Origin of the sequence: Actinomadura rudentiformis, assembly GCF_008923185.1 — a bacterium.
Classification (GTDB): Bacteria; Actinomycetota; Actinomycetes; order Streptosporangiales; family Streptosporangiaceae; genus Spirillospora; species Spirillospora rudentiformis.
The window spans coordinates 79,048-102,664 of the sequence record NZ_WBMT01000027.1 but is presented as its reverse complement, the minus strand read 5'-3'; the positions used below and the strand labels follow the sequence as shown (position 1 = coordinate 102,664).

Sequence of the window (23,617 nt, the reverse complement as noted above, 5' to 3'; positions counted from 1 at the left end):
TCGGCCCGGGGGTTGATCGGTTCAGAGTCGTGGCGGGTCGTCGTCGATCTCGAAGAAGCCCGGCAGGGGCGCCCGGCCCGCCAGCGGCAGCACCCTGATCAGCAGCTTGCGCCGGGCGATCCGGGCGGCGGAGACCGCGTCGTTGTAGAAGCGGCGCGCGTAGGCCACCTTGGCGGCCGCGGCGCCCAGCTCCTCCAGGACGTCCTGCCCGTCGCCCTTGGCCTCCAGGGTGGCCGCGAAGTCGGGCTGGTCGACCACCGCCCGCAGCGCCCGCGACAGGTCGCTCTCGGCGAACTCCCGGTTGTCGGCGTCGGCGGTGCGGGCCTCGTGGGCGGCGGTGGCCAGGACCAGGCTGGTCGCCGGATCCAGCAGATGCGAGGCGGCCAGCTCCAGGGAGACGGCCGCCCGGCGCACCAGCGCCGCGTCGAGCGCGGCGCGGGCGGTCTCCACCCGCACGTGCAGCCGGTCCAGCCGGGTCGCACGCCAGGAGACGTACACGCCGATCAGGAAGAGGACGGCGACCCAGAACAGCACGTCGACGATCCAGTCGGGGAACATTCAGACCACCCCTCAGGCCCCGACGCCGGACTCGACAACGCCGGAACCGCCTAGGGCGACCGTCTCGTACACCCGCAGCACGTCGCGCGCCACCGCCGACCAGTCGTAGGCGCGGACCGCCGCGCGCGCCTCCGCCGACAGGTGCTTGCGCCGCGCCGGGTCGTCCAGCAGCTCCCCCGCCGCCGTGGCGAGCGCCGCATGCTCGCCGACCGGGAACAATGCCCCGGCCCGGCCGCCCAGCAGAACCCGGTCGAACGCCTCGATGTCGCTGGCCAGGATCGGCGCGCCCGCCGACATGGCCTCGGCGAGCACGATGCCGAAGCTCTCGCCGCCCACGTTGGGCGCCACGAAGACGTCCACGGAGTGGTAGGCGCGGATCTTGTCCTCCTCGCTCACCATCCCCAGCACCATGACCCGGTCGCGCAGCTCCGGCGACACCTTGGCGATCGCGTCGTCGGCGTCGCCCGGTCCCGCGATCAGCAGCCGCAGGCCGGGACGTTCGCGGCCGAGGGTCTCGAACGCGCGCAGCAGCACCTGCAGGCCCTTGCGCGGCTCGTCCATCCGGCCGAGGAATCCGAGCGTTCCGCCGCCCGCCCTGCTCTGGTCGCCGTCGCCGCGACCAGGCCACCCGTCCAGCGGCTCTGCCATGGCATAGCGCTCGGTGGCCACGCCGTTGGGGATCAGGACCGCGTCACCGCCGAGATGCTCGACAAGGGTCGTGCGCGCGGCCTCGGACACCGCGATCCGGCCGGTGATCTTCTCCAGCGCGCTCTGCAGGATGGGCGCGGTGACCGAGACCACCCGCGACTTCTCGTACGAGGCGTGGAAGGTGCCCACGATCGGGCCGTCGGCCGCCCAGCAGGCCAGGATGCCCAGCGACGGCGCCGCGGGCTCGTGCACGTGCAGAACGTCGAACCGGCCCTCGTTGATCCACCGCCGAACCCGGCCCGCCGACAGGAAGCCGAACGCCAGCCGCGCCACCGACCCGTTGTAGGGCACCGGCACCGCGCGCCCCGCCGACACCGCGTACGGCGGCAGCCGCTCGTCGTCGTCGGCCGGTGTGATCACTGACACCTGGTGGCCGAAGCCGATCAGCGCCTCTGCCAGGTCGCGGATGTGCTGCTGGACGCCGCCGGGGACGTTCCAGGTGTAGGGACAGACGATCCCGACCCTCACCGGCCGTCCCCCGCCGCGGCCGCGGGCAGGTCCGCCACCCACACCTTCTGCAGCATGTGCCAGTCTTCGGGATGCGCGGCGATCCCCTCTTGGAAGGCGCGCGCGAGCTCCTGGGTCATGACCTGGATCATCTCCTGTCTGACGCCCTGGGCGGGAACGGGGATCTCCTCATGGACCCGCGCTCCCCAGTAGTCGCCCTCGTACCACAGGGTCACCGGGAACAGGGCGGCTCCCGTCTGGATCGCCAGCGCCGCCGACACGGCGGGCATCCGGGCCGTCGAACCGAAGAACTCGACATCGATGCCCTTGTCGGTCAGGTCACGGTCGACGACCAGGCAGACCGGCCGGCCGCCGCGGAGCCGCTGGGCCATCCGCCCGAACGCGGAAGCGCCCTTGTGCGGCAGTACCTCCATACCCAGGCTCTCGCGGAATTCTACGAAACGGTCGAAAAGGGACTCGGGCTTCAGCCTTTCGGCCACCGTGGTGAACGGGTAGCCGCTGTGCACGAGCCATGCCCCGGCCTGCTCGTAGTTGCCCATGTGCGGCAGCGCCAGGATGGCCCCGCGGCCGGAGTCGAGCGTGGCGAAGAGCTTCTCGTGGCCGGTCACGCGCATCCGGCCCAGGATGCGCTCCTTGTCGTATTCCGGCAGCCGGAAGACCTCCAGCCAGTAGCGGAAGTACGAACGCATCACCCGCTTGCTCAGGATCCGCACTTCGTCGTCGACCGCGTCCTTGCCAAGGACGCGGCAGAGGTTCTTCTCCAGCTGCTTGACGCCCGCGCCGTGCTGGTGCCAGGTGCGATCCGCGAGCGCCGCGAACGCCGCCCGGGCGACGCGCTCAGGCATCTTGCGGACGACCGTCCAGCCCATGGCGTAGGCGGCGTCCATCACCTCGTCCCGCAGGGGCACGTTCATGCGGGTGACCCGGCTGAGGACTCGTGGTTCTGTGCGGGGGGCCCGGAGGGCTTCTCGGAGTCCCGTGCCTGCTGGTAGACGGTGGCGAAGCGCTGGCCGACGGTGACCGTGCTGAGGACGGCCAGGGCCCAGAGCGCAAGCGCCAGGATGTAGGGCACGCCCAGGCCGTCGAATCCGGCCGCCACGAGCGCGACGATGAGCCGTTCGGCGCGTTCGGCGATGCCCACGTTGCAGGTGTAGCCCAGCCCCTCGGCGCGGGCCTTGGCGTACGAGACGACGACACCCGACACGAGGCAGTAGAGCGCGACCGCCGCCAGCACCTCCCGGTCGTCGCGGTAGAGCCCGATCATCAGCCCGGAGAAGATCGCCGCGTCCGCGACCCGGTCCATCGTGGAGTCCAGGAACGCGCCGAACTTGGAGATCTTGCCGGTGACCCGGGCGACCGCGCCGTCCAGCATGTCGAACAGCACGAACGCGGTGATCACCATCGTGCCCCAGAAGAACGCACCGCGGGGGAAGAAACCGAGCGCTCCGACGGCCACCCCGATGGTGCCGATGACGGTGATGGCGTTGGGCGAGACCCCGGTCCGCGCGACCGCCTGTCCGATGGGGGTCAGGACGCGTCCCAGCGCGGGCCGCAGTTTGTTGAGCATCGCCGTCCGTTCTCGTGAATTCCCTTGAGGGGTGTGCGCCGTATGAGGGTGTGCCCGCGGCCGCCACCGCGACGACGCGGGGGACAGGGCGACACAGCGCGCCCATCGTAGTGGGCGTGGTCAGCACAGGTGGTGAAGGCGGGGCACTGATCCTGGTTCGCCCGGAAAGAGATGACCATCACTTGAAACTCACCCCTTGTGATCCTGGCCGTCCCGGGAAAAGGTGTTGAACACGGGTGTGACGCCGGTCACGCACGTCGGGCGTACTCCGCCCGTCGGACGACGCCGTTCGGAAGGAGGGGCCGCCACCGCGCCGCACTCGGACGGAGGGCCTGGCCCAGAGGGCCGGGCTCCAACTGCACGCGGGCCCGCACCCGTCGGGCCCGTCCGAGGAGGTAGTCATGGCGGACAGAGGAGGCCACCCGGGAGCCGCCGGCAGGGCACCGGAGGCCGGCCGGCCCGACAGGGTTCGCAACGTCGCGCTGGTCGGCCATTCGGGCGCGGGAAAGACCACGCTCGTCGAGGCCCTGCTCAGTGCGACCGGTACGATCCAGCGGCCCGGGCGCGTCGAGGACGGCTCGACGGTCAGCGACTTCGACGAGGTCGAGGTGCGCCAGCAACGCTCGGTCAACCTGGCCCTTGCCCCGTTCATGCACGGGGACGTCAAGGTCAATCTCATCGACACCCCCGGCTACGCCGACTTCGTGGGCGACCTGCGAGCCGGGCTGCGCGCCGCCGACGCGGCGCTGTTCGTCATCTCCGCGGTGGACGGCATCGACGGCCTCACCAGGCTGCTCTGGGAGGAGTGCGCCGCGGTCGGCATGCCGCGCGCGGTCGTCATCACCAAGATCGACCAGCAGCGGGGTGACTTCGACGACGTGGTGCTCACCTGCCAGGACGTCTTCGGCGAAGGCGTGCTCCCCTGCTACTTCCCGGTCGGGGCGGGCGACGAGCTCAAGGGCCTGATCGGCCTGCTCACCCAGCGCTGCTTCGACTACTCCTCCGGGGAACGCGTCGAATGCGCCCCGGATCCCTCCTTCCTGGGCCAGATCGAGGAGCAGCGCGGCGCGCTCATCGAGGGGATCATCCAGGAGAGCGAGGACGAGGGCCTCATGGACCGGTATCTGGCCGGTGAGGACATCGACGTCAAGGCGCTCATCGAGGACCTGGAGACGGCCGTCGCGCGCGGCTCGTTCTACCCGGTGCTGGCCACCTCCGTGCCGCACGGCGACCACCCCGGCCCGGTCATCGGCATCCAGGAGCTGCTGGAGGTCATCACCCAGGCCTTCCCGTCCCCCCTCGAACACGGCATCCCGCCCGTCACCGCCGTGACCGGAGGCCCTCCCAAGAACATCGAGTGCGATCCGGAGGGGCCGCTCGTCGCCGAGGTCGTGAAGACGACGTCCGACCCGTACGTCGGCCGGATCTCGCTGGTCCGCGTGTTCTCCGGCACGCTGCGGCCCGACACCGTGGTGCACGTCTCCGGCCACGGCCTGGAGGACCGCGGGCATGAGGACCACGACGTGGACGAGCGCGTGGGCGCCCTCACCTCGCCGCTCGGGAAGACGCAGCGGACGATCTCCGCGTGCCGGGCCGGCGACATCTGCGCGGTCGCCAAGCTCAGCCGGGCCGAGTCCGGCGACACGCTCTCCGATCCGGGCAACCCCCTGCTGATGGCGCCCTGGTCCATGCCGGACCCGCTGCTGCCGGTGGCGATCCGCGCGCACTCCAAGGCCGATGAGGACAAGCTCAGCCAGGCGCTCGGCCGGTTGGTGGCCGAGGACCCGACGCTGCGGCTGGAGAACAACTCTGAGACCCGCCAGCTGGTCCTGTGGTGCATGGGCGAGGCCCACGCCGACGTGCTGATCGACCGGCTCCGCACCCGCTACGGCGTGGAGGTCGAACGGGTCGACCTGCGCGTTCCGCTGCGGGAGACGTTCGGCGGCTCCGCCAAGGGGCTCGGCCGGCACGTGAAGCAGAGCGGTGGGCACGGCCAGTACGGCATCTGCCACGTCGACATCGAGCCGCTGGCGTCCGGCGAGGGCTTCGAATTCGTCGACAAGATCGTCGGCGGTGTGATCCCGCGGCAGTTCATCCCGTCCGTCGAGAAGGGGATCAAGCAGCAGATGAGCCGCGGTGTCGCCTCGGGCTACCCGCTGGTCGACATCAAGGTCACGCTGCGCGACGGCAAGGCCCACTCGGTGGACTCCTCCGACATGGCCTTCCAGGCCGCCGGCGCCCTCGCGCTCAAGGACGCCGCCGCCAAGGTGCCCGTCCTGCTCCTGGAACCGGTCGACGAGGTCGCCGTGCTGGTGTCGGACGACTACGTGGGCCCGGTGATGTCCGACCTGACCTCGCGCCGCGGCCGCGTCCTCGGCTCGGAGAGCATCCCCGGCGGCCGCACGATGATCAAGGCGGAGGTGCCGCAGCTGGAGATCATCCGATACGCGATCGACCTGCGCTCGATGTCCCAGGGCACCGGGACCTTCAGCCGCACGTTCCTGCGGTACGAGCCGCTCCCGTCGCATCTGGCCGACAAGGTCGCCGCGGAGTCCAAGGACGACTGACAGGGAGACCGGACCCGATCGGGCCGCCGGTACCGGGCGATTCCGGTGCCGGCGGCTCATCCTTGAGAGTGATCGCGGTTCACCCGTCCGTCGGACGGAACCGCTCCCGGCGTGTGTCATTCTTACGTTCGCTATGACGAACACGGGGGAAGACGAGGCGCCCGCGCTGCCGGGACGCCGCGGGGTGATCAAGAGTTTCGGCATCGCGGCGGGCGGCCTCGCGGCAGGCGCCGCCGGGGGCGCGGCCGTCGTGGCGGGCCTGCCGGCGGAGACCCCGGCGTCGGCGATGGCGATCCCGAGCGCCGGTTACTGGCGCCCGGCCCGCGGTCACGTCGACGTGACCTGGTCGGTGGACACCGACCAGAGGCTGGTGGCCCTCACGTTCGACGACGGCCCGATGCCCGACTGGACGCCCATGGTCCACGACGTCCTCGACGCGGAGAAGGTCAAGGCCACGTTCTTCATGGTGGGCGAGCGCCTGCTGGCGAACGCCCGGCTCGTGCACGGCCGGATGGCGCGGCATGAGGCGGGCAACCACACCTGGCAGCACAAGGACCTGTCCCTCCTGACCCACGACCAGGCCCACCGCCAGATCCACCGGGCCCACGCCGCGATCAAGAAGATCACCGGCAAGGAGGCGCGGCATCTGCGGCCGCCCTTCGGCCAGCTCGGCGGCACCACGCTGAGCGCCGCAGGCCAGCTCGGCTACGACGTGACGATCTGGTCGATCAAGATGCTGGAGAAGACGTACGAGAAGAACCCCCCGCAGCTGGTCGACTACATCGTCAACAACACCAGGCCCGGCACCATCGTGCTCGCCCACGACACCGGCAAGCCCGATCGCCTCGTCGCCCTGAAGAATCTCGTGCCCATGATCCGGGGCCTGCGCGCCAAGGGTTTCGAGTTCGTCACCGTCTCCGAGCTCATCGAAGCGGGGGCACAGCCCGGGCCTGCCAAGCGCCCGTAGTACCTGCCGAGCGCCCCTGGTAGCGCCCCCTGGTAGCGCCCCTTCGGTGTGGCCCTCGTGCTCACAGGTGTTCGTGCGGCCAGGCGTCGGCGAGCATCTGGCGGGTGTCGCGCAGCAGCTGCGGCAGCACCTTGGTGTGGCCCACGACCGGCATGAAGTTGGTGTCGCCGCCCCAGCGCGGCACGACGTGCTGGTGCAGATGGGCGGCGATCCCCGCGCCCGCCACCTGGCCGAGATTCATGCCGACGTTGAAGCCCTGGGCGCCGCTGGCCTTGCGCAGCGCCGTAAGGGCCTGCTGGGTGAACATGGCGAGCTCGGCGCACTCGGCGCCGTCCAGCTCGGTGTAGTCGGCCACGTGCCGGAAGGGCACGACCATGAGATGGCCGGAGTTGTACGGGTAGAGGTTGAGCACCGCGTAGACCGAGCGCCCCCGGGCCACGATGAGCCCTTCGTCATCGGTCATCTCGGGGATCTCGCAGAACGGGCACCCGTCTCCTGATCCCGCTCCGGTCGGCTTTCCCTCGCCCTTGATGTAGGCCATCCGGTGGGGAGTCCAGAGCCGCTGGAAATTGTCGGGTACGCCCGCGCCACCCCGTTCTTCCTCGATAGAGGGCTGGTGTGCGTTCTGGGCACCCGACTCGGGCGCGTCGTCGCGCGCCTCCTCCATCCCGGGCTCCTCCGGCTCTACGCTCAAGGCGGCGCTCTCCTTTTGTTCACGGCCTGACCAGCAGCATAGAGAGAGAAGCCGGATGGCCTGAAGTCGGGATCCCCGGCGGGCTCCGGCGTGGCGCCCTCGACGTACCGGACTTTTCCTGGCGCCCCGGGCGACATCTCGAGATCATGGACACACAATCGACCCGTGGGGGGAATCGATGACCGACCTCGACAAGGGCTATCCGGGGAACGGCGGGGACGGCCCGCGCCCCGAGGTCCGGTCCATGCCGTTCTTTCCGGGCCCGACAGGGCAGGCTCAGGCCCCGCCGTCGACGCCCGGGGCTGCGCCGCCAACGCCCGGGGCCCCGCCGCCAACGCCCGGGGCGGTGCCGCCCTCCGCACCGCCGCTGGTGCCCGCGCAGATCGCGGGCGGCCGGCATTCGCAGCAGCGCGAGGCCGAGGGCCGCATCACCATCGACGACGAGATCATCGAGAAGATCGCCACGCTGGCCGCCCTGGAGGTCGACGGAGTGGCCACGCTGAGGGGGCGGATCGAGCCCGGTGAGGACGGCCGGCTGGGCACCGGGCCGGGCAGCCGGGGCGTCCGGGTCCACATGCACGAGAACACGGTGTCCCTGGACCTCGGCCTGGTCGTGGAGTACGGCAGCGTGATCATGGAGGTGGCCAAGGTCGTTCAGAGCAACGTGGCCCGGGTGGTCGGGCTGATGCTGGGGATGCGGGTCACCGCGGTCAACGTCTCGGTCGAGGATGTCCAGAAGCCCGCCGAGGGCTCCGGCCGGGGACCCGGCCAGGCGCAGGGCTCCGGCCGGAAGTAGGGATCGGGGTCGTTCCCCTCCCGCCCACAGGAACGACCCCGACGACTGGACACGCACTCTAGACAGACGACACGCCGATACCAAGCGGTTTCCGAGCGTCACCCGCCGGGGCTGGCGTAGCAGTTCTCCGTCGCCAGCCCGGTGAACGTGGTGATCTTGACCCGCTGCACGGCCGCGACGGAGACACCGCCGAACTTGAAGGTGTGCAGCCGGCCGCCCTTGACGGTGGTCTGCTGGGAGGAGGTGCGGCCGCCCCGCACGGTCACCTCGGCGCGGACGAAGCCGTTGCCGGCGACCTTCACGTCGACCTCGAGGGCGCCGCCGACCTGCCGGTAGAGCGCGGTGCCGACGGGACACCAGGTGATCGTGCCGGTGCCGCCGCCGGTGCCCGGCAACGGCGGCCCGCCGCCCTGCTGCCCGGGGCCCTGTTCTCCGGGATAGGAGCGTCCGGTGGACTGGTTCTGCTGGGGCTGCCCGGGGTCGGGCTGCCGGCCGGGGGCCGCGGGATCACCGGCCGGAGGGATCTGCCCGGACGAGGGCGCCTGCGTGCCCGCAGCCTGCCCTCCGGTGGTGGTCGAGCCCGCGCGCTCCTGGTCCAGCAGCGGCATGAGCAGGACCACGATCGCGGCCACGACGAGGGCGGCCGAGCCCCCGTAGCCGAAGACCCGGCTCCAGGCCGACCGCGGCCTTCCGCGCGGCCTCGTGGACCCCATCCGCATTCTCCCCGGTTGTGACAATTGACCGTTGAGGCTACCAACTCGCCCGGCGGTCCACGTCCGCGCGGCCGCATCCGGCGGCGTCCGGTGGGCTCCCCGCGCACGCGCACGCGCACGCGGACGGGGCCCGGTCCGGATGTCCGGAACCGGGCCCCCGCCAGGGCGTCGCGTCAGATGGGGCGTCGCGTCAAATCTGGACGCGGGCCTCGACCGCCTTGACGATCTCGGCGACCGCCTCGTCGATCGGCACACCGTTCTTCTGGTCGCCGCTGCGGTAGCGGAACGACACCGCGTCCTTGGCGACGTCGTCGTCGCCGGCGAGCAGCATGAACGGGATCTTCTGCTTCTGCGCGTTGCGGATCTTCTTCTGCATGCGGTCCGAGGACGCGTCGACCTCGACCCGGATGCCCTGCTCCCGCAGCCTGGCCGCGATCTTGTCCAGATGCGGCACGTGCGCGTCGCCGATCGGGATGCCGACCGCCTGCACCGGCGAGAGCCACGGCGGCATGGCGCCCGCGTAGTGCTCCAGCAGCACGCCGAAGAACCGCTCGATCGAGCCGAAGAGCGCCCGGTGGATCATGACCGGCTGCTGCCGGGTGCCGTCGGCGGCCTGGTACTCCAGCCCGAACCGCTTGGGCTGGTTGAAGTCCACCTGGATGGTGGACAGCTGCCAGGTCCGCCCGATCGCGTCCTTGGCCTGCACGGAGATCTTCGGGCCGTAGAACGCGGCGCCGCCCGGGTCGTCCACCAGGTCGAGGCCCGACTCCTCGGCGGCCTGCTTCAGCGCGGCGGTCGCCTCCTCCCAGTCGGCGTCCTCACCGATGAACTTCTCCGACTCGTCCCGGGTGGACAGCTCCAGGTAGAACTCGTTGAGCCCGTAGTCGCGCAGCAGCCCCAGCACGAAGGACAGCAGCGACTTGATCTCGTCGCCCATCTGCTCCTTGGTGCAGTAGATGTGCGCGTCGTCCTGGGTCATGCCGCGCACGCGGGTGAGGCCGTGCACGACGCCCGACTTCTCGAACCGGTAGACGCTGCCGAACTCGAACATCCGCAGCGGCAGCTCCCGGTAGGACCGCCCGCGCGCGTCGAAGATCAGGTTGTGCATCGGGCAGTTCATCGGCTTGAGGTAGTAGTCGCCCCCGTCGACCTCCATCGGCGGGAACATGTCGTCCTTGTACCAGCCGAGGTGCCCGGAGGTCTCGAAGAGGTCGCCCTTGGTGATGTGGGGGGTGTTGACGAACTCGTAGCCCTCCTCCTCGTGCCGCCGGCGCGAGTAGTCCTCCATCACCTTGCGGACGACGCCGCCCTTGGGGTGGAAGACCGCAAGCCCGCTGCCGATCTGGTTGGGGAACGAGAACAGGTCGAGCTCGGCGCCGAGTTTGCGGTGGTCGCGCTTCTCGGCCTCCTCCAGGAACTTGAGGTATTCGTCCTGCTTCTCCCGGGACTCCCATGCGGTGCCGTAGATCCGCTGGAGCTGCGGGTTCTTCTCGCTGCCCCGCCAGTAGGCGCCGCCGGTGCGCATCAGCTTGAACGCCGGGATGACGCGGGTGGTGGGCACGTGCGGCCCGCGGCACAGGTCCTTCCACCGCAGGTCGCCGCTCTTGGCGTCGAGGTTGTCGTAGATGGTGAGCTCGCCGGCGCCCACTTCCACATCGGCGCCGTCATCGGAGCTCGCGTTGCCCTTGAGCCCGATCAGCTCCAGCTTGTAGGGCTCGCCGGCCAGCTCCTCGCGGGCGGCCTCGTCGGAGACCGGGCGCCGGGAGAACCGCTGCCCCTGCTTGACGATCTCGCGCATGCGCTTCTCGATGCGCTTGAGATCGTCGGGGGTGAACGGCTCCGCGACGTCGAAGTCGTAGTAGAAGCCGTTCTCGACGGGCGGGCCGATGCCCAGCTTGGCGTCGGGGAACAGCTCCTGGACGGCCTGGGCCATCACGTGCGCGGCCGAGTGGCGCATGATCGCGCGGCCGTCGCCGGAGCCGATCTCGACCGGCTCGATCGCGTCGCCGTCGCGCACCTCGTAGGCAAGGTCGCGCAGCTCGCCGCCGACGCGGGCGGCGATGACGTTCCGGCCGTCCGCCTGGAGGGCCTCCCCGGCGGTCGTGCCTGCGGGCACCACTCGCTCGCTTCCGTCGAGGGTGATGCGCAGCTCAGACACGGTGGACACGGGTTCTCTCCTCGTGATGGTGATGTGGGCTGGACGGGTTCTGATGGTGAACGGATGTGATGCTATCGAGTCGAGGCCCTGGGCAAACGGAGAAGGCCCCGGGGAAGAACTCCCGGGGCCTCACCGCGTGCGTACGTCAGGACAGGCGGCAGCGGCGCCGGGAGCGACCCGGCGTCGTCGTCTCGAGAACAGCCGCCATGCCTCGATGATAGCCGTAAAGACTCGGCAACCGCACGGCGATTCAGCGCGCCGGCGCCCTCACGCACGCCTAGCCTCCCGCTCCGTGCGCTTTCTGCCAGCAGCCGCCGCGGTGACGGCTGTCGCCGCCGTCCTCTCGGGATGCGGAGGCCCCGGGCAGGTCGGCCCCCGGCCCGCCGGGAACGGGGCGGGCCTCGGCATTCCGGCCGCGCCGCCGTCGGCGGGACCCGTCGCACCGCCCGGCGTGCCGCCGACGTTCATCGACCGGGGACCGCCGTACCGCCTGGTCAACGTGGCCGCCGCGCTGGCCGGCCCGGCGCTGGACCCCGCCCGCCGCGCCCAGCTGTCCGCGGAGGCCCAGCGCACCCACGCCATCGCCCGCAGGCGCGGCACCGACGTCACACTCGCCCGGTGACCTCACGAGTGGGAGCACTCCTCGTCTGCAGAGCGTCCATGTCCTCCAGCTCGCGTCCCTTGGTCTCCGGCACGTTCCTCAGTACGAAGAAGAACGCCAGCAGCGCGAACGCGGTGTAGAGGCCGTAGGCCAGGCCGAGCGAGACTCCGGACAGACCAGGGAAGGTCGTGGTGATCATCCAGTTGGCGATCCACTGGGCGGCGGCCGCCACGGCCAGCGCGGAGGCGCGGATGACGTTGGTGAACATCTCGCCGAGCATCACCCACACCACCGGGCCCCAGGTGGCGGCGAACGCGACCACGTAGAGGTTGGCGGCGACCAGCGCGGTGGTCCCGGCGACGCCGCCGAGATGGGGCTCGCCGTTCACGACCGGGGCGGTGGCGAAGCAGAGCGTCATGATCCCGAGCATGATCGCCATGCCCGCCGCGCCCGCCAGCAGCAGCGGCCTGCGGCCGATCTTGTCGATCAGCGCGATCGCCACCAGTGTGGACACCACGTTGACGACCGAATTGATCACCGAGGTGAGCATGGCGTCGTTCTCGCTGAAGCCCACCGCCCGCCACAACGACGACGAGTAGTAGAAGATCACGTTGATGCCGGCGAACTGCTGGAACACCGACAGCAGGATGCCCACCCAGACGATCGGCAGCAGGCCGAGGCGCGAGCCGCGCAGGTCGCGCAGGTGCACCGGCCGGTCACTGGCGAGGGAGCGGACGATCTCGCCCAGCTTGACGTCCACGTCGCCGCGGTTCATGACCTTGGCCAGCACCTGGCGGGCCCTGTCGAGCTGCCTCTTCTTGACCAGGTAGCGCGGCGACTCGGGGATCCTCGTCGCGATGACCCCGTACATCACGGCCGGGACGATCGCGCTGGCGAACATCCACCGCCAGGCCGTGCCGCCCCACGGGAAGTCACCGCCGGCACCGCCGTGGGACACGCGCACGATGACGTAGTCGACGACCAGCGCGGCGAAGATGCCGAGCACGATCGCCATCTGCTGCAGGGAGCCGAGCCTGCCGCGCAGGTCGGCCGGGGAGATCTCGGCGATGTAGGCCGGTGCGATCACAGATGCCGCGCCGACGGCCAGCCCGCCGACCACCCGCCAGAACGTCAGGTCCCACGCGTTGAACGCCAGCGCGGATCCGAGCGAGCTGACCACGAACAACATCGCCGCGATCTGCATCACGCGGACGCGGCCCATCCGATCCGAGATCGGGCCGGCGCACCAGGCCCCGGCCGCACAGCCCAGCAGGGCCGCCGACACGACGAGGCCCACGACGACCGGGCTCAGCTGGAACTGGGCCCGGAGGGCGTCGACCGTGCCGTTGATCACCGATGAGTCGTAGCCGAACAGGAACCCGCCGAGCGCCGCCGCGCCCGCCAGCAACAGGGCGGTCGCCGCCGAACCGGGCGGGTGTGCCTGCCGCGGCGGGTCGCCGCTCCCCCCGAGAGCCATGCTCCTGATCTTCCCCGCCGGGGGGACGTTATGCGATCGGCCGGTTACACACCGCTGTTCCGCCCGCGCCGGTACGGCAGCCGGACAGGGGCTGGTCAGCGGTGATACTCAGGGTTCGGATGGGATATCCCTCTCGGGGGGCACGTCAGAATGCCCGCGGCGGCCTAGGCTCGGGCTCAAATGAACGTGCACAGTCACTCCGCAGCGCACAGGCCGATGGCGCTCGTCAAAGGCGTTCGCGACGCCGTGCTGTCCTCGCCCGGCGGGCCGGACAGGCTGCTCCTGCCCAGGCCGCTCTGGCTGCGCATACCGATCGGGCTGATCCTCCTGGGCATGACGATCGGGTTCACCGCCGGCACGATCGCCATCCCGCTGAACATCTACAGGCCGGCGCCGCCCGTCAGCGCCGCGTGGTTCCTCGGCCTGGCGCAGGCACTGCCGCTGCTGGTCGCGCCGAGGTGGCCCCTCCTCGCGTGGCGGATCAGCGCGCTGGGCTTCCTGACCAGCATCCCGATGATGGAGGGCAGGAACTTCTGGGCCTGGCCGGTGACGGCGTGGCTGGCGTTCATGCTCATGCTGTTCATGGTCGGCGTGGGCTGCGATCGCCAGACCACGGTCGGCGTCGGCACGGTCACCATCGTCGGGGTGCTCGTGCCGGGCTCGGTGTTCGGGGCGATGCCAGGCTGGTTCGGCCTGATCCTCGCCGCGCTTGTGATCATGGCCCTCACCTTCGGCGACGCGATCGGCGGGCGCTCGGCCGCCGAGCAAAGTCTGCGCGAGCAGGAGGAGCTGCGCCGCAAGGACCTCGCCCGGGCGGCGGTGCTGGAGGAGCGCGCCCGCATCGCGCGCGAGCTGCACGACGTCGTGGCCCACCACATGTCGGTGATCGCCATGCAGGCCGAGGCCGCGCCGTACAAGATCCCCGACCTGCCGGACGCCGCCAGGCAGACCTTCGGCGTCGTCCGCGACGCGGCCCGTGACGCCCTCACCGAGACCCGCCGCGTCGTCGGGCTGCTGCGCTCCGACGACGAGGGCGCCGAGCGCGCGCCGCAGCCGGGCCTGAACCTGCTGGAGGACCTGCTCGCAGGGGCGCGCCGGTCCGGGCTGTCGGTGGAGCTCACCATTGTCGGCGTGCCGCGGGAGGTCTCGGCGGGGGTCGACCTGTCGGCGTACCGGATCGTCCAGGAGTCGCTCAGCAACGCCTCCCGGTACGCACCGGGGTCGCGGGTGCTGGTGGAGATCAAGTACGCGCGGGACGCGCTGCGGGTGACCGTCACCGACGACGGCGCGCGCACGACGCCGGACGACTCGCAGGGCGGCGGCCACGGGCTGGTCGGCATGCACGAGCGGGTCACGATGCTGGGCGGCACCCTCTCCGCCGCCACGCACGAGGGCGGCGGCTGGCAGGTCGTGGCCGAGCTCCCGTACGGCGAGGACTAGACGGCCACACCGAAGATCGCGTTTACGCCGTACAGTGCTCTCGTGAGCATTCGGGTGCTGATCGCCGACGATCAGGTGATGATCCGTGACGGCCTGGCCGCGCTGCTGTCCTCCGACCCGGAGATCGAGGTGATCGGGCAGGCGGGCAACGGCCGGGAGGCCGTGGAGATGGCCCGCGAGCTCGACCCCGACGTCATCGTCATGGACATCCGCATGCCGGAGATGGACGGCCTGGCCGCCACGGCGGAGCTGGTCGGCGAGCCGCCCGCCGACGGGGTGGACCCGGCCGGGGTGCGTCCCAAGGTGCTGGTGCTCACCACGTTCGACCTCGACGAGTACGTGTACGAGGCGCTCGGCGCCGGGGCCAGCGGGTTCCTGCTCAAGGACGCCTCGGCCGCCGACCTAGTCAACGGCGTCCGGGTGGTCTCCACCGGCGACGCGCTGCTCGCCCCGTCGATCACCCGGCGGCTCATCGGCGACTTCGCCCGGCGCCGCCGCCACCAGCGACCCAGCCCCGGCGCGACCGCGGGGCTCACCCCGCGCGAGCTCGACGTGCTGCGGCTCATCGCGCGCGGGCTGTCGAACGCGGAGATCGCCGCCGAGCTGGTGCTGGCCGAGCAGACCATCAAGACGCATGTCGGCCATGTCCTCACCAAGCTCGCCCTCCGCGACCGCACGCAGGCCGTGGTGTACGCCTACGAGAACGGCCTGGTCGGCTGAAGGCCCGGCGCGCACCGGGCCTTCAGCCGGAGGTCAGCGCGACGGGTCGAGCAGGAGCTTGCCGCTCGTGCGCCGCGCCCGCAGGTCCTCGTGCGCCTGCCGTACCTCCGATAGGCCGTACTCGCCGCCCGCGATGACGCGCATGCGCCCGTCTGCGGCGAGCGCGAACAGGTCGTCCAGCGCCCTGCGCATCAGATCGCCGGGCAACTGGAAGATGTGCGCCAGCCACATGCCGGCGATGGTCGTGGAGTGGGCCATGAGGTTCGCGGGCTTCACCGGCTGGGGCTGCTGCCGTGAGGCCATCCCGTAGAAGGCGAGGCGGCCGTACGGGGCGAGCGCCTTGAGGCTGTCGTCGGTGACGGTGCCGCCGGTCATCTCCAGCACGATGTCCACGCGCTTGCCGCCGTTGGCCTCGATGAGCGCGGCCTTCATGTCGGGCTCGGCCGCGTCCACGGCGACGTCCGCGCCGAGCTCCAGCGCGAGGTCGCGCTTCTCCTTCGTCGAGGCGGTGGCGATGACGCGGCCGGCGCCCCAGGCCTTGGCGAGCTGCACGGCCAGCGTGCCGACCCCGCCCGCTGCCGCGTGCACGACCACGGACTCGCCCGGCTCCATGTGCACGCTGCGGCGCAGCAGGATCCAGGCCGTGGCGCCTTGGACGATCATGCCGAGCGCGGTCAGGTCGTCGATGGCGTCCGGCACGTCCCAGGCCAGCGTGGCGGGGGCGACCGCTTTCTCCGCGTACCCGCCGGTGCCGACGAGGGCGACGACCCGGCGGCCGTCGGCGGCGCGGCCGACGACCTCGCCGCCCGGCACCATCGGCAGCGTGGACGGGGACAGGTAGCTGTTCTCGGCCTGGTGGGTGTCGGCGTAGTTGATGCCGGCCCGGGAGACCTCGACGAGCAGCTGCCCGTCGCCCGCGACGGGGTCGGGCAGGTCGGTGACGTTCAGTACCTCGGGGCCGCCGAACTCGGTGATCTGGATGGCGCGCATGTCTCTCTGGTCCTCTCTCAGCGCGGGCCGGGGACGCCGCGGAACGTGAACGGGCCGGACTCGCGGCCCGGCACCACGAACCAGGCGTCCCCGGCGGTGTCGGCCGCCAGGATCGCCATGAAGGTCTCCACCACATCGGACACGTCGAGGATGGGGAAACCGGTCTCTTCCAGCCGGCCCCTCATCGGGCCGAGGATGTCGGTGTCGGCGAACGACGGGCAGAGGGCGTTGACGCGGATCCCCTCCTCGAGGTGGGCGGGGCCGAGGGCGCGGACCAGGCCCACCACGGCCGCCTTGTTGGCGCCGTAGATCGGGTCGAACGGCGTCGCGGTGAGAGCGGCCATGCTCGCGGTGGCGATGATCTGGCCGCCGCCCCGGGCCCGGAGCGCGGGCAGCGCGGCGTGCACGCCGTAGACGACGCCGTCGAGGTTGATGGCCATCGCGCGCCGGTAGGTCTCCACGTCGAAGTCGGCGTCCACACCGCACCCGCTGGCGATGCCCGCGTTCAGGAAGGCGATGTCGAGCCCGCCGAACCGCTCGGCCGCCGCCGCGACCGCCGCCTCGCTGTCGGCGGGCTCGCGGACGTCGCACCGTACGAACATGCCGTCCAGCTCCTTGGCGAGCGCGCCGCCGCGGTCTTCGTCGATGTCCGCGAGCACGACGTGGGCGCCCTCGCCGGCCAGCCGCCGGGCGACCGCCGCCCCGATGCCCTTCGATCCGCCCGTGATGAGCGCGACCCTGCCCTCCATCGGCTCCTCCATCGGCAGGCCTCCCCTTCCTAAGTAACTGACCCGTCAGTTACTATAACCGAATGGACTTCGGTTTGAGTGCGCGGGCCCAGGAGTACATGGGCCTGCTGCAGGACTTCATGGACTCCCACGTCTACCCCGCCGAGCCGGTCTACGAGACTCAACGGCACGAGCTGCGCGCGGCGGGCCACGAGCACACCGTCCCGCCGATCGTCGAGGAGCTCAAGGTCGAGGCCCGCAAGCGCGGCCTCTGGAATCTCTTCCTGCCCGACAGCCAGGATCCCGCCCACGGCCTTTCGGTCACCGACTACGCGTCCCTCGCCGAGGTGACGGGCCGCTCCCCGCACCTGGCGCCCGAGGCCACCAACTGCGCGGCGCCCGACACCGGCAACATGGAGGTGCTGCACCTGTTCGGCACGCCCGAGCAGAAGGAGCGCTGGCTGAAGCCGCTGCTGAACGGCGAGATCCGCAGCGCGTTCGCCATGACCGAGCCGGACGTGGCCAGCTCCGACGCCACCAACATCTCCACCCGGATCGAGCGCGACGGTGACCACTACGTCATCAACGGGCGCAAGTGGTGGATCAGCGGCTCCGCCGACCCGCGCTGCAAGATCATGATCGTGATGGGCAAGACCGACCCCGAGGGCCACGTCTACCGGCAGCAGTCGATGGTGCTGGTGCCGCTCGACACCCCCGGCGTCGAGGTCGTCCGGCCGCTGCCCGTGTTCGGGTACTCCGACCAGCACGGCCACTGCGAGATCCGCTTCACCGACGTCCGCGTCCCGGTGGAGAACCTCGTCGGCGAGGAGGGCAGCGGCTTCGCCATCGCCCAGGCACGCCTCGGACCCGGCCGCATCCACCACTGCATGCGCGCCATCGGCATGGCCGAGCGCGCGCTGGAGCTGATGTGCGAGCGCGCGGTGTCCCGGGTCGCCTTCGGCGGGCCGCTGGCCAAGCAGGGCGTGGTCCGTGAGCAGATCGCCGAGTCGCGGATGGCGATCGAGCAGGCCCGCCTACTCACCCTCAAGACCGCCTGGATGATCGACAAGCACGGTGTGCAGGCCGCGCGTTCCGAGGTGGCCTCCATCAAGGTGATCGCGCCCCGCGTCGCGCTGGAGGTCGTCGACCGGGCGATCCAGGTGCACGGCGGCGCCGGCGTCAGCGACGACACCCCGCTGGCGCGCATGTGGGCCGGGCTGCGCACGCTGCGGCTCGCCGACGGGCCCGACGAGGTGCACGTGCGTTCCGTGGCCCGCGCCGAACTGGGTAAGTATCTCGGCAAATGACGGACACCACGGGGGACGTCGCGCCAGATCCGGGCGTACGGCGCCGTATGCCGCACGCCCGGCGGCGTGAGCAGCTCCTGCAGGTCGCGCTGGAGGAGTTCGGCCGCCGGGGCTACCACCTGACCCAGATGGAGCACGTCGCCGCCGCCGCGCAGGTCTCCAAAGCTCTGCTCTACCAGCACTTCACGTCGAAGGAGGACCTCTTCGCCGAGGTGACGGAGGCGATCGTCGCCGACATCACGCAGCGGCTGAACGAGGCGGTGCTGGGCGAGCAGGAGTCGGTGGAAGGCATCCGGGCGATGGTCCGGGTGCTGTTCGACTATGGCACCGAGAAGCCCGACGCCTGGGCACTGGTCGTGCGGCATCTGGACAAGCCCGAGGTCGGCTTGGAACTGCGCGAGCTGCGGGACCGGCTCGGCGGGGCGTTCGCCGACATCCTGCTGCGGCGGCGCCGTGCCGACCCGGCGCTGTCCGCCGCCGCGCTCGAGGCCAACGAGCGCCGGGCCCGGCTGCTGGTGCCGCTGATGTACGGGTCGATGCTCTCGATGGTGTCGTGGTGGCTCGACCATCCCGAGATACCGCGCGAACGGGCCGAGCGCATGGCGTTGGAGTTCATCTGGCTCGGCCTGGACCGGCTCCGCCACGGCGAGCGGCTGCGCTGAACGCATTACCCCTGACTGGGCGGTATCTCCCCGGAGCCGCGGACGATGAGGCGCGTCGGGAGCAGGATCCGCGCGGGCGGGCGCGCGTCACCCCGGATGCGGGCTTCGAGCAGGTGGGCGGCCTGCCTGCCCATGTCGGCGGGTTCGTGGGCGACGACGGTGACGGGGGTCGCCAGCAGATCGGCGAGCTCGAAGTCGTCGAAGCCGACCAGCGCGACGCGCGTGCCCGCGGCCCCGATCGCGCGCAGCGCTCCGACCGTCAGCAGGTTGTTGCCGGCGAAGACGGCGGTCGGCGGGTCGGGGAGGGCGAGCAGCTCGGTCATGGCGTGCCCGGCGCCCCGCACGTCGTGGCGTCCCGTCCGTACGAGCGTCGGGTCGGCCGGGACGCCGTTCGCCGCAAGTGCTTCGAGGTAGCCCTGGTGGCGCTGCCGCGCCGTGAAGATCTCCGGCAGGTCGACCAGGCAGGCGATCCGGCGGTGGCCGTGGGCGAGCAGGTGCTCGACGGCCGTGCGCGCGCCGCCGACATTGTCGATCAGCACCGTGTCGTTCGGCGGCACTGTGTCGTTTCGCGGCTCCGTGTCGGCCGGTCCGCCCGGGCCAGGCGGACGGTCCAGGAAGACCGCCGGGGTGCCCGCGATCAGCTCGGCGCGGAGGCGGGGGTCGCCCGTCTCGGATGGCACGATCAGCAGGCCGTCCACGCGGCGTTCGCACAGGGAGCGGATGAGGAGCAGCTCGCGTGCCGGGTCCTCGTCCGAGCTGCCGGAGATGACCAGCCGCCCACCGGCCCGGGCCACGTCCTCGACGCCGCGGGCGATCTGCGAGTAGAACGGGTTGGCCACGTCCTCGATGATCAGGCCGATGCTGCGGGTGCGCCCGCCGCCGCGCAGCGTGCGGGCGAGGTCGTTGCGCTGGAAGCCGAGGCGGGCGATCGCGCTGTGCACCCGCTCGGCCGTGTCGGGCCGCACGAAATCCTCGCCGTTGACCACGCGCGACACCGTCTTGAGGCTCACCCCCGCCGCCGCCGCGACATCTCGCATGGTCGGCCGCCTGTCCCCCATGTCACTGATGTCACCATGACCTGGGGCCAGAGCGACAGGCCGGATCCGGTCATTGACGCGCACGCGTCCGGCGACGACCATCGGGGTGCTTTGACAACGTTGTCATAGACGACACGTCCTCAAGGAGCACACGTGTCCCTATCTCGCTCCCCCAAAGCCCTCCTCTCCGGTGCTCTCGCCCTGGTACTGCTCCCCCTGGCCCCCGCCGCCCCCGCCCAGGCAGGCCTGCTTCTTCCAGCCCCCGACCTCACCTCCTACGTGAACCCGTTCGTCGGCACCAAGGACGGCGGTCCCGACTTCGGCCACGGCGGCGGCGCCGGGATGAACTTCCCCGGCGCGGTGACCCCGTTCGGGATGATGCAGTGGAGCCCGGACACCGTCCGCACCTCGGGCGGCGGCTACAAGTACGAGGACAACCGGCTCCGCGGGTTCTCGATGACCCACATCAACGGCCCCGGGTGCACGGGCGCGCAGGACTTCCCGGTCATCCCCATCTCGGGGACCATCGGCCGCTCCCCCGCCACGAACGGCGCCGACTACGTGCAGACGTTCAAGCATGAGAACGAGCAGGCGAGCCCCGGCTACTACGGCGTCACGACCGACGTCGGGGTCAAGACCGAGCTGACCGCCTCGACGCGCGCCGGGGTCGGGCGCTTCACGTTCCCCGCGGGCAAGCCCGGGACGGTCCTGGTCAACGTCACCGGCTCCATCAACGGCGTGGACGACGCAGAGGCGACGATCCGTGGCAACACCGTCTACGGCTGGGCCAAGACCGGTGGCTTCTGCGGCGCCAAGAGCCGCTACTACGTCTATTTCCACGCCACGTTCGACCGGCCCGTCCGGGCGTTCGGCACATGGAAGGACGACTCGGTGCAGCCGGGCGCCGAGAAGGCGCGGGGCGCGGCGCCGCCAAAGATCCCGCGCGAGACCGCCAAGCCCGTCGGCCGCCTCAACAACGGGCGGGACGGGCGGCCCGCTCCGTCGACTCGCCGCACGTTCGCCGGTGATGTGAACGTCAAGGGTCCCGGCTCGGGCGTCTACCTGCAGTTCGACTCGGACAAGCCGGTCCAGATGCGCACCGGACTTTCGTACGTGAGCACCGACGGCGCCAAGCAGAACCTCCGCACCGAGATAGGCGGCAAGAGCTTCGACAAGGTCCGTGCTTCGGCACGAGAGGCCTGGCAGCGCAGGTTGTCGCAGGTGAAGGTAGCCGGAGGCTCCATTGACCGGCTACGCACGTTCTACACGGCGCTCTACCACGTCTTCCTCCAGCCCTACGTCTTCGAGGACGTGGACGGCACCTACACAGGCTTCGACTACCGCACTCACAAGGTGCGCAAGGGGCATCACCATTACGCGACGTTTTCCGGGTGGGACATCTACCGGAGCGAGACGCAGCTGCTGGCGTTCCTGGCGCCGGACGTGGCCTCCGACATCGCGCAGTCGATGTACGAGAACGCGCGCTCGATCGGCGACGTCTGGGATCGCTGGTCGCATCAGAACACCGTCACCGGGGTGATGAACGGCGATCCGTACCACTCGATCATCGCGAGCACCTACGCGTTCGGCGCACGCGACTTCGACGCCAAGGGCGCCCTGGCGTCGATGGTCGCCGGCGCGGAACGGGTCGGCCCGAAGGCCGGTTACACCGAGCGCCCCGGCAACGCCCAGTACCTCAAGCTGGGCTACGTGCCGGGCGACGTCGCCACCACCGAGGAGTACGGGATCGCCGACTTCGGCATCGCGCAGATGGCCGAGCGGCTCGGCGACCCGGGCACGGCGAAGACGTTCATGCGGCGGTCGCACGGCTGGCAGAACCTCTACAACCCGCTGAACGGCTGGATCCAGCCGAGATTCGCCGACGGCTCGTTCCTCAGCCCGTTCGATCCGGCCGACTCCGGCTGGTACGTCGAGGGCAACGGCGCCCAGTACCACTGGATGACCTATCCGGACGTGCGCAGCCTGTTCAACGCCATGGGCGGGCGCGATGAGGCGGCCAAGCGCCTGGACCACTTCTTCACCAAGCTGAACGCGGGGCCGCACGAGCCGTACGCCTACCTCGGCAATGAGCCTTCGATGCAGTCACCGTGGCTGTACGCGTGGGCCGGCAAGCCCTACCGGACGCAGGACGTGGTCGACCGCGCCCGCCGGGAGCTGTTCAAGCCGACACCGGACGGCCTGGTCGGGAACGACGACCTCGGCACCATGTCCGCGTGGTACGTGTGGGCCTCGTTCGGCATCTACCCGGTGATCCCGGGACGGGCCGAGCTGCTGGTGAACGGCCCGGCGTTCACCAAGATCGAGATCCGGCGCTCGTCCGGCCAGAAGGTGACGATCAATGCACCCGGCGTCTCGGACTCGGCGCGCTACATCCAGGCGCTGAAGGTCGGGGGCAAGAGCACGTCCAAGGCCTGGCTGCCGGAGTCGTTCGCCCGGAACGGCGGACGCCTCGACTTCACGATGGGAGCGGCGCCCAACACCGCTTTCGGGTCGGCCGAGCAGGACGCCCCGCCGTCGTTCGGCGAGGGCGGCAGGTCGTACCTCACGGCCGTCAGCCCTGGGCTGATCCCGCTCGAACCCGGCGGCTCCGGCACCACGACCTTGCGCGTGCAGGCACTGGCGGGTGGCGGAACGGTCTCCTGGAAGGCGCGGCCCCCAGCGGGGATCACCGTGACACCCGACTCCGGGACGCTCACCGTGCCCGCCTCGGGCCACGCCGACCAGCAGGTGACGATCTCCGTGGCGGGCGGCACCAGGCTGGACTATCACTCCGTGCCGATCGAGATCCCCGGCGCCGGTGACGCGGGCGTGACGGTCAACGTCGCGCGCAAGGGGACGATCGAGTGGTACCACAACAACGCCGGCATCTCCGATGACGGTGCTCCGGGCGCCGCCAACTTCGACGGCGGCGGCTGGTCGTACTCCGCTCAGGCGCTCGCCGCCGCGGGCTTGACACCCGGCAAGCAGGTGTCCTGGAACGGCTTCACCTTCGGCTGGCCCACGCGGCGTCCAGGACAGCTCGACAACGTGCAGGCGCAAGACCAGACGATCGAGCTCGTCGACGCTCCCAAGGCGGGACGGCTGGCGTTCCTCGGCGCGTCCGGCAACGGAGACGTGCAGACCACGGTCACCGTCACCTACACCGACGGCTCCACGCAGAGCGGAACGCTGGGGCTGAGCGACTGGGCCCTGGGGGCCGACGCCTATCCCCCGAAGTTCGGCAACGAGATCATCGCCAAGGCGGCCTACCGGAACGGCGGCGACGGGGCACCGCACAAGATCAACGTCTACGTGTTCGCCGCCGTCCCGATCGAGCTCGACAAGGACAAGCAGGTGAAGAGCTTCACGCTGAGAACGCCGGAACAGGGCGGCGGCTCGCTCCACGTCTTCGCCTGGTCGCTCTCCTGAGAAACGAAGACGACCTGTCCGAGCAGTGAA

General features: G+C 70.9%; 20 protein-coding genes. 9 read left to right on the top strand and 11 right to left on the bottom strand.

Annotated elements, in window-relative coordinates; all coding sequences use genetic code 11:
• Nucleotides 1-21: 21 nt before the first annotated feature.
• The 4 genes from F8566_RS43025 to pgsA are packed head-to-tail and all read right to left on the bottom strand — an operon-like array spanning nt 22 to nt 3,301.
• Complete coding sequence (locus F8566_RS43025) at nt 22-558, bottom strand: LemA family protein (RefSeq protein WP_151569007.1); 537 nt, start codon at nt 556-558, stop codon at nt 22-24.
• 12 nt (nt 559-570) lie between these two features.
• Nucleotides 571-1,734, bottom strand: coding sequence for a glycosyltransferase family 4 protein (locus tag F8566_RS43020; RefSeq protein ID WP_151569005.1), 1,164 nt, complete (start codon nt 1,732-1,734; stop codon nt 571-573).
• Complete coding sequence (locus F8566_RS43015; RefSeq protein ID WP_151569003.1) at nt 1,731-2,648, bottom strand: phosphatidylinositol mannoside acyltransferase; 918 nt, start codon at nt 2,646-2,648, stop codon at nt 1,731-1,733. The genes F8566_RS43020 and F8566_RS43015 overlap by 4 nt, the downstream gene beginning before the upstream one ends.
• Entirely contained in the window at nt 2,645-3,301 is a 657-nt protein-coding gene (gene pgsA / locus F8566_RS43010) for a phosphatidylinositol phosphate synthase (RefSeq protein ID WP_151569001.1), read from the bottom strand. The genes F8566_RS43015 and pgsA overlap by 4 nt, the downstream gene beginning before the upstream one ends.
• Nucleotides 3,302-3,702: 401 nt before the next feature.
• On the opposite strand from pgsA, the gene F8566_RS43005 reads away from it, so the two are divergent.
• Both F8566_RS43005 and F8566_RS43000 read left to right on the top strand, forming a co-directional pair.
• Entirely contained in the window at nt 3,703-5,868 is a 2,166-nt protein-coding gene (locus F8566_RS43005) for an elongation factor G-like protein EF-G2 (RefSeq protein ID WP_151569000.1), read from the top strand.
• A 133-nt stretch (nt 5,869-6,001) separates the two neighbouring features.
• Nucleotides 6,002-6,835: a polysaccharide deacetylase family protein gene (locus F8566_RS43000; RefSeq protein WP_151568998.1), complete on the top strand. Its 834-nt coding sequence runs from the start codon at nt 6,002-6,004 to the stop codon at nt 6,833-6,835.
• Between the two features lie 61 nt (nt 6,836-6,896).
• Here the strand turns inward: F8566_RS43000 and F8566_RS42995 are convergent, their stop codons facing one another.
• Complete coding sequence (locus F8566_RS42995) at nt 6,897-7,529, bottom strand: HIT family protein (RefSeq protein ID WP_404800398.1); 633 nt, start codon at nt 7,527-7,529, stop codon at nt 6,897-6,899.
• Nucleotides 7,530-7,707: 178 nt separating this feature from the next.
• Between F8566_RS42995 and F8566_RS42990 the strand changes: the two genes are divergently transcribed.
• On the top strand, nt 7,708-8,325 hold the full coding sequence (locus F8566_RS42990) for an Asp23/Gls24 family envelope stress response protein (RefSeq protein ID WP_151568996.1): 618 nt from the start codon (nt 7,708-7,710) through the stop codon (nt 8,323-8,325).
• Nucleotides 8,326-8,423: 98 nt separating this feature from the next.
• Here F8566_RS42990 and F8566_RS42985 read toward each other — a convergent pair whose 3' ends face one another.
• Together F8566_RS42985 and thrS are read right to left on the bottom strand one after the other, a co-directional pair.
• Entirely contained in the window at nt 8,424-9,038 is a 615-nt protein-coding gene (locus tag F8566_RS42985; protein ID WP_151568994.1) for a hypothetical protein, read from the bottom strand.
• A gap of 190 nt (nt 9,039-9,228) precedes the next feature.
• A complete protein-coding gene (gene thrS, locus F8566_RS42980; RefSeq protein ID WP_151568992.1) occupies nt 9,229-11,205 on the bottom strand; it encodes a threonine--tRNA ligase in 1,977 nt (658 codons plus the stop codon).
• A gap of 283 nt (nt 11,206-11,488) precedes the next feature.
• On the opposite strand from thrS, the gene F8566_RS42975 reads away from it, so the two are divergent.
• Nucleotides 11,489-11,818, top strand: coding sequence for a hypothetical protein (locus tag F8566_RS42975; protein WP_151568990.1), 330 nt, complete (start codon nt 11,489-11,491; stop codon nt 11,816-11,818).
• On the opposite strand, the gene F8566_RS42970 is transcribed toward F8566_RS42975, so the two are convergent.
• On the bottom strand, nt 11,802-13,274 hold the full coding sequence (locus tag F8566_RS42970; protein ID WP_151568988.1) for a sugar porter family MFS transporter: 1,473 nt from the start codon (nt 13,272-13,274) through the stop codon (nt 11,802-11,804). The genes F8566_RS42975 and F8566_RS42970 overlap by 17 nt on opposite strands.
• A gap of 180 nt (nt 13,275-13,454) precedes the next feature.
• Between F8566_RS42970 and F8566_RS42965 the strand changes: the two genes are divergently transcribed.
• Nucleotides 13,455-14,714 carry a sensor histidine kinase gene (locus F8566_RS42965; RefSeq protein ID WP_225994043.1) on the top strand — a complete coding sequence of 420 codons (1,260 nt, stop codon included), beginning with the start codon at nt 13,455-13,457 and terminating at the stop codon, nt 14,712-14,714.
• A 42-nt stretch (nt 14,715-14,756) separates the two neighbouring features.
• Nucleotides 14,757-15,434, top strand: coding sequence for a response regulator (locus tag F8566_RS42960; RefSeq protein WP_151568986.1), 678 nt, complete (start codon nt 14,757-14,759; stop codon nt 15,432-15,434).
• A gap of 33 nt (nt 15,435-15,467) precedes the next feature.
• On the opposite strand, the gene F8566_RS42955 is transcribed toward F8566_RS42960, so the two are convergent.
• Both F8566_RS42955 and F8566_RS42950 read right to left on the bottom strand, forming a co-directional pair.
• Complete coding sequence (locus F8566_RS42955) at nt 15,468-16,424, bottom strand: quinone oxidoreductase family protein (RefSeq protein WP_151568984.1); 957 nt, start codon at nt 16,422-16,424, stop codon at nt 15,468-15,470.
• A 17-nt stretch (nt 16,425-16,441) separates the two neighbouring features.
• Nucleotides 16,442-17,185, bottom strand: coding sequence for an SDR family oxidoreductase (locus F8566_RS42950; RefSeq protein ID WP_225994042.1), 744 nt, complete (start codon nt 17,183-17,185; stop codon nt 16,442-16,444).
• 50 nt (nt 17,186-17,235) lie between these two features.
• On the opposite strand from F8566_RS42950, the gene F8566_RS42945 reads away from it, so the two are divergent.
• A complete protein-coding gene (locus tag F8566_RS42945) occupies nt 17,236-18,459 on the top strand; it encodes an acyl-CoA dehydrogenase family protein (RefSeq protein ID WP_151568982.1) in 1,224 nt (407 codons plus the stop codon).
• Nucleotides 18,456-19,121, top strand: a complete 666-nt coding sequence (locus F8566_RS42940; RefSeq protein ID WP_151568980.1) for a TetR/AcrR family transcriptional regulator — start codon at nt 18,456-18,458, stop codon at nt 19,119-19,121. Before F8566_RS42945 ends, F8566_RS42940 begins: the two co-directional genes overlap by 4 nt.
• A gap of 5 nt (nt 19,122-19,126) precedes the next feature.
• Here F8566_RS42940 and F8566_RS42935 read toward each other — a convergent pair whose 3' ends face one another.
• Nucleotides 19,127-20,158 (bottom strand): LacI family DNA-binding transcriptional regulator, encoded by a 1,032-nt coding sequence (locus F8566_RS42935; protein ID WP_151568978.1) that lies wholly within the window; start codon nt 20,156-20,158, stop codon nt 19,127-19,129.
• 153 nt (nt 20,159-20,311) lie between these two features.
• Here F8566_RS42935 and F8566_RS42930 point away from each other — a divergent pair, with 153 nt between their 5' ends.
• Nucleotides 20,312-23,587: a GH92 family glycosyl hydrolase gene (locus tag F8566_RS42930; protein WP_225994041.1), complete on the top strand. Its 3,276-nt coding sequence runs from the start codon at nt 20,312-20,314 to the stop codon at nt 23,585-23,587.
• Nucleotides 23,588-23,617 lie beyond the last annotated feature (30 nt).

Coding starts and splice junctions, on each gene's coding strand:
- F8566_RS43025 (WP_151569007.1), bottom strand. CDS start 558: ATGTTCCCCGACTGGATCGTCGACGTGCTGTTCTGGGTCGCCGTCCTC.
- F8566_RS43015 (WP_151569003.1), bottom strand. CDS start 2,648: ATGAACGTGCCCCTGCGGGACGAGGTGATGGACGCCGCCTACGCCATG.
- pgsA (WP_151569001.1), bottom strand. CDS start 3,301: ATGCTCAACAAACTGCGGCCCGCGCTGGGACGCGTCCTGACCCCCATC.
- F8566_RS43005 (WP_151569000.1), top strand. CDS start 3,703: ATGGCGGACAGAGGAGGCCACCCGGGAGCCGCCGGCAGGGCACCGGAG.
- F8566_RS43000 (WP_151568998.1), top strand. CDS start 6,002: ATGACGAACACGGGGGAAGACGAGGCGCCCGCGCTGCCGGGACGCCGC.
- F8566_RS42990 (WP_151568996.1), top strand. CDS start 7,708: ATGACCGACCTCGACAAGGGCTATCCGGGGAACGGCGGGGACGGCCCG.
- F8566_RS42985 (WP_151568994.1), bottom strand. CDS start 9,038: ATGGGGTCCACGAGGCCGCGCGGAAGGCCGCGGTCGGCCTGGAGCCGG.
- F8566_RS42970 (WP_151568988.1), bottom strand. CDS start 13,274: ATGGCTCTCGGGGGGAGCGGCGACCCGCCGCGGCAGGCACACCCGCCC.
- F8566_RS42965 (WP_225994043.1), top strand. CDS start 13,455: ATGAACGTGCACAGTCACTCCGCAGCGCACAGGCCGATGGCGCTCGTC.
- F8566_RS42955 (WP_151568984.1), bottom strand. CDS start 16,424: ATGCGCGCCATCCAGATCACCGAGTTCGGCGGCCCCGAGGTACTGAAC.
- F8566_RS42950 (WP_225994042.1), bottom strand. CDS start 17,185: ATGGAGGAGCCGATGGAGGGCAGGGTCGCGCTCATCACGGGCGGATCG.
- F8566_RS42945 (WP_151568982.1), top strand. CDS start 17,236: ATGGACTTCGGTTTGAGTGCGCGGGCCCAGGAGTACATGGGCCTGCTG.
- F8566_RS42940 (WP_151568980.1), top strand. CDS start 18,456: ATGACGGACACCACGGGGGACGTCGCGCCAGATCCGGGCGTACGGCGC.
- F8566_RS42935 (WP_151568978.1), bottom strand. CDS start 20,158: ATGCGAGATGTCGCGGCGGCGGCGGGGGTGAGCCTCAAGACGGTGTCG.